Raw genomic sequence first — 2,434 nt, forward strand, 5'->3', positions numbered from 1 at the left:
CGCACTATGTCTCCAACATCGACGGCGCCCATATCCACGACACGCTGAAGGACCTGTCGGCCGAAACCACTTTGTTCATCGTCGCCTCCAAGACCTTCACCACGGTCGAGACGATGACCAATGCCGAGACGGCGCGCCGATGGGTGGAGAAGGCGCTGGGCAAGGAAGCCGTCGGCAAGCATTTCGCCGCCGTCTCGACCGCGCTCGACCTAGTGGCGAAGTTCGGCATCGCGTCCGATCGCGTGTTCGGCTTCTGGGACTGGGTCGGCGGCCGCTATTCGGTCTGGAGCGCGATCGGCCTGCCGGTGATGATCGCCATCGGCCCGCGCAATTTCCGCGCCGTCCTCGACGGCGCCCACGAGATGGACGAGCACTTCCGCTCGGCACCCCTGCAGAAGAACCTGCCGGCGCTGCTGGGGCTGATCGGCTGGTGGCACCGGGTCGTCTGCCGATATCCGGCCCGCGCCGTGATCCCTTACGACCAGCGGCTCTCCAGGCTGCCGGCCTATCTGCAGCAGCTTGATATGGAATCGAACGGCAAGAGCGTGACGCTGGACGGCGGCGCGGTCACCACGCCGACCGGCCCGCTGGTCTGGGGCGAGCCCGGCACCAACGGCCAGCACGCCTTCTTCCAGCTGCTGCACCAGGGCACCGATTTCATCCCGGTCGAATTCCTTGCCGCCGCTGTCGGCCACGAGCCGGAGCTGAAGCACCATCACGATCTCCTGCTCGCCAACTGCCTGGCGCAGTCGGAAGCCTTCATGAAGGGCCGCACGCTGGAGGAGGCGCGCGCGCAGATGCTGGCCAAGGGCATGAAGCCGGCCGACGTCGACAGGATCGCCCCGCACCGGGTTTTCTCCGGCGACCGCCCCTCGGTGACCATTCTCTACCGCAAGCTTGATCCGCGCACCTTCGGCCGCCTGGTCGCGCTCTACGAGCATCGCGTCTTCGTCGAGGGCACGCTGTTCAACATCAATTCCTTCGATCAGTGGGGCGTCGAACTCGGCAAGGAACTGGCAACCGGCCTGCTGCCTGTCGTGGAAGGCAAGGAGAATGCCGCAAAGCGGGATGCCTCGACTGCAGGTCTGGTGGGACACATTCACCGATTGCGCGGATCGGAGTGACAGGCTTGGCGGAGATCAAAGGCATATTGTTCGACAAGGACGGAACGCTTGTCGATTTCAACGCGACATGGCTCGGCATTGCCGACTTCATGGCCATGGATGCCGCCGAGGGCGACCGCTGGAAGGCAGACAGGCTGCTCGCGGCAGCCGGCTTCGATTTCCTCAGCAAGCGCTTCAAGCCCGATTCGATCTTCGCCTCCGGCACCAACATGGATGTCGTCGAACTCTGGTTCCCGCGCCTCTCCGAGGAGGACCAGATGCTTGCCGTGGCCCGTTTCAACGAGATCACCTCCGTGCAGGGCTCCAGCATGGCGGTGGCGCTGCCGGGCATCGTCGAGACGTTGGCCGTCCTGCACAGGCGATCCTACCGGCTTGGCGTCGCCACCAACGATTCGACCAGCGGCGCGGAAAAGACGCTGGTGACGCTCGGCGTGGCGCAGCTTTTCGACGCCGCCTATGGCTATGATTCGGTGGCCAGGCCGAAGCCGGCGCCGGACACCATCCTCGCCTTCTCCGACCTGACCGGGCTGAAGCCGGCCGAGATCGCCATGGTCGGCGACAATCGCCACGATCTCGAAATGGCGCGGGCCGGCGGCTGCGGGCTGGCGGTCGGCGTGCTCTCCGGCACAGGCACGCGGGAATCGCTGTCGGCGATCGCCGATGTCGTGCTCAATTCGGTTGCCGATCTGCCCGATTTTCTGGCCGCGCGGGTCAAGGAGACGATCTGACCGTCTCGAAGGAGAAGACCCCGCTCGGCCTCGACGCCGTGCCTTTCGCATCGCCGAAGTCCGGTACCTTATATTCGGCAAGCAGTTTGAGCCGCGACAGCGGCAGATCGGCGCGGCGCGGATCGCCGACTAGCACCTCGATGCCGGCGGCGAGGCAGCGGTCGAGGAAGGGGATCACCCGCCGGGCCACTTCGTGCCCGTAGAACACGTCGCCGGCAAGCACCAGGTCGACCGCCGGTGGCGGCCCGGCGGTGATGTCTTCGCCGACCACCGTGATCGCGACGCCGTTTGCCGTGGCGTTGAGGCCGAGCGCGACGAGGCCGTTGCGGTCGATCTCCGCGGCAATCACCGCGCGCGCTCCGGCCTTCGCCGCGGCGATGCCGACCAGGCCCGAGCCGGCGCCGAGGTCGAGCACGCGGCGCCCCGCAACCGCTTGCGGCCGGTCGAGTATGTAACGGGCAAGGACGGTGCCGCCGGCCCAGGCATAGGCCCAATAGGGCGGCTGCGGCTCTGGCGCCGCAGCGTCCCCGTCGTCACCGTCCGGAGCGACGAGCCGCCGCAGCCCGCTGCCGGGATGGGCGC

At 67.1% G+C, this 2,434-nt stretch carries 3 protein-coding genes; 2 read left to right on the forward strand and 1 reads right to left on the reverse strand.

What is annotated here, in order from left to right:
- Together pgi and EOA33_RS32380 are read left to right on the forward strand one after the other, a co-directional pair.
- On the forward strand, positions 1–1,124 hold a 1,124-nt coding region (gene pgi / locus EOA33_RS32375; RefSeq protein ID WP_127407475.1), incomplete at its 5' end, for a glucose-6-phosphate isomerase.
- A 5-nt stretch (positions 1,125–1,129) separates the two neighbouring features.
- Positions 1,130–1,852, forward strand: a complete 723-nt coding sequence (locus EOA33_RS32380; protein ID WP_127282841.1) for an HAD family hydrolase — start codon at positions 1,130–1,132, stop codon at positions 1,850–1,852.
- On the opposite strand, the gene EOA33_RS32385 is transcribed toward EOA33_RS32380, so the two are convergent.
- The coding region (locus tag EOA33_RS32385; protein ID WP_145989416.1) for a 50S ribosomal protein L11 methyltransferase at positions 1,836–2,434 on the reverse strand (599 nt) is incomplete at its 5' end. The genes EOA33_RS32380 and EOA33_RS32385 overlap by 17 nt on opposite strands.

The sequence above is a fragment of the Mesorhizobium sp. M4A.F.Ca.ET.050.02.1.1 genome (assembly GCF_003997725.1).
In the GTDB taxonomy this organism is placed as follows: domain Bacteria; phylum Pseudomonadota; class Alphaproteobacteria; order Rhizobiales; family Rhizobiaceae; genus Mesorhizobium.